Source organism: Hydrogenophaga sp., from assembly GCF_028698005.1.
Lineage (GTDB): Bacteria > Pseudomonadota > Gammaproteobacteria > Burkholderiales > Burkholderiaceae_C > Hydrogenophaga.
In genome coordinates, this window is sequence record NZ_JAQVEJ010000275.1 from 1 (window position 1) to 2,571 (window position 2,571).

A 2,571-nucleotide genomic window follows, 5' to 3' on the forward strand; every position below is an offset into this window, starting at 1 on the left:
CTGATCGGGCCGAACAACACGATCAACGTGAACCCGGGTACCAATGCGCTGGTGATCACCGACTACGCCGACAACCTGCAGCGCATCGGTCGCATCATCTCGGCGCTGGACGTGGCCGGCGCCACCGACGTGGACATCGTCCCGCTGGAACACGCATTGGCGATCGACATCGTGCCCATCGTGACCCGGCTGGCCGAGGGCAGCGGTGCCACGGGCGCGCCGGCCGCCCCCGGACAGGCCGTGGACACCTCGTACCGCACCACCATCGTGGCCGAGCCGCGCAGCAACAGCGTGATCATCCGCGCCGCGAACCCGGCGCGGCTGGCCCTGGTGCGCTCGCTCGTGATGCGGCTGGACCGGCCGGGCTCCGACCGCGCCTCGGGCAACATCCATGTGGTGTATCTGAAGAACGCCGATGCCACCTCGCTGGCGGCGACGCTGCGCGCCGCCCTGGCGGGCGAGGCCACGGTGGACACCGGCAGCGCCACACCGACCCCCGGCACGGTCGTGCGCGGCGCCACCGGTGCCAGCGCGGTGAACCTCCCGGCCGACCGCGCCAACACCGCCGTGGCATCCGGCACCCCGCCCTCGACCGGCGGTCAGATCCAGGCCGACCCGGCCACCAACTCGCTCATCATCACCGCGCCCGAGCCGCAGTACCGGCAGTTGCGCGCGGTGATCGACCAGCTCGACTCCCGGCGTGCACAGGTCTATGTGGAAAGCCTGATCGCCGAGGTCAATGCCGACAAGGCGGCCGAGTTCGGCATCCAGTGGCAGGGGCCGCTGAGCAGCACCCACGCCGGCACCGTCGGTCTGCTGGGCACCAGCTTCGGCACCGGCGGCAACAACATCCTGACCAACGCGGCGGCCATTGCCCAGGGCGACTACGGCAACGTCACCCTGCCGGGAACGGGCCTGAACCTGGGCCTGGCGCAGCGGCGCGGGGGCGTCTATGTGCTGGGTTTCCTGGCGCGTTTCCTGCAGGAGAACGGCGAGGGCAACATCCTCTCGACCCCCAACCTGCTGACGCTGGACAACGAGGAGGCCAAGATCGTCATCGGCCAGAACGTGCCCTTCGTGACCGGCCAGTACACCAGCAACAACACCAACGACGGTGCGGTCAACCCGTTCCAGACCATCGAGCGCAAGGACGTGGGCCTGACCTTGCGTGTCAAACCGCAGATCAGCGAGAACGGCACCATCAAGATGACCATCTTCCAGGAGGTCAGCAATGTCCTGGCGTCATCGGTCAACTCGACCACCGGCCTGATCACCAACAAACGCACGATCGAGTCGACCGTGCTGGTGGACGACGGCCAGATCGTGGTGCTGGGCGGCCTGCTGCAGGACGAGTACGCCGGCAACCAGGAGAAGGTGCCCGGCCTGGGCGACGTACCGCTGCTGGGCAACCTGTTCAGAAGCGAGAGCCGCAGCCGCCGCAAGACCAACCTGATGGTGTTCCTGCGCCCGGTGGTGCTGCGTGATGCGCAGCAGACCGGCAGCTTCTCGCTGGACCGCTACGAACTGATGCGCGGCACCCAGCAGCAGGCGCAGCCGGCCGCCAGCCGCGCGGTGCCGGTCAACGAGGCACCCGTGATGCCGGATGCCGCGGCCCAGCCGTCGCCACCTGCGCCATCGGCACCGGCCCTGTCGACCACCCCCTGACATGGCCCGCCATCCCCTGCCCTACGCCTTTGCCCGCGAGCACCTGTGGCTGCTGGAGGACGACGGCCAGCAGCTCGTGCTCACCGGCAGCGACGCACCGGCCGAGAATGAGGCCGCTCAGCGGCGGCGGCTGTCGGCCCTGACGGAGATCCAGCGCCACCACGCGGTGCAGCGGATGCAGTGGCTGCCGGCCGACGAGCTGGCGCGCCGCATCACGGCCGCGTACGCGCAGGGCGAGTCGAGCGCGGCGGCCGTGGTCAGCGAGGTGCAGAGCGATGCCGACCTCAGCCGCATGATGCAGGAGCTGCCGGCCATCGAGGACCTGCTGGAAACGTCCGACGACGCGCCCATCATCCGCATGCTCAATGCGCTGCTGACGCAGGCCGCGCGCGACGGTGCGAGCGACATCCACATCGAGCCCTACGAGCGGCACTCGAGCGTGCGCTTCCGCGTCGACGGCACACTGCGCGAGGTGGTGCAGCCCAACCGTGCCCTGCACGCGGCGCTGATCTCGCGCCTGAAGATCATGGCCGAGCTGGACATCTCGGAAAAGCGCCTGCCGCAGGACGGCCGCATCAGCCTGCGCATCGGCACCCGCGCGGTGGACGTGCGCGTCTCCACGCTGCCCAGCGCGCACGGCGAACGCGCGGTGCTGCGCCTGCTCGACAAGAGCGAGAGCCGCCTGGATCTGGCCTCGCTGGGCATGCAGGGCGAGCTGCTGGATCGCTTCCGGCACCTGGTCGCGCAGCCGCACGGCATCGTGCTCGTGACCGGACCGACCGGCTCGGGCAAGACCACCACGTTGTACGCCGCGCTGCAGCAGCTCGATGCCGCGCAGCTGAACATCATGACGGTGGAAGACCCGATCGAGTACGAGCTGGCGGGCATCGGGCAGACGCAGGTCAA

General features: G+C 69.5%; 2 protein-coding genes. Both read left to right on the top strand.

Translation table 11 applies throughout. The features are described from left to right. A partial coding sequence (gspD, locus tag PHQ87_RS15945) for a type II secretion system secretin GspD (protein ID WP_300236579.1) occupies positions 1–1,665 on the top strand: 1,665 nt, incomplete at its 5' end. A 1-nt stretch (position 1,666) separates the two neighbouring features. After that, on the top strand, positions 1,667–2,571 hold a 905-nt coding region (locus tag PHQ87_RS15950), incomplete at its 3' end, for an ATPase, T2SS/T4P/T4SS family (RefSeq protein ID WP_300236582.1).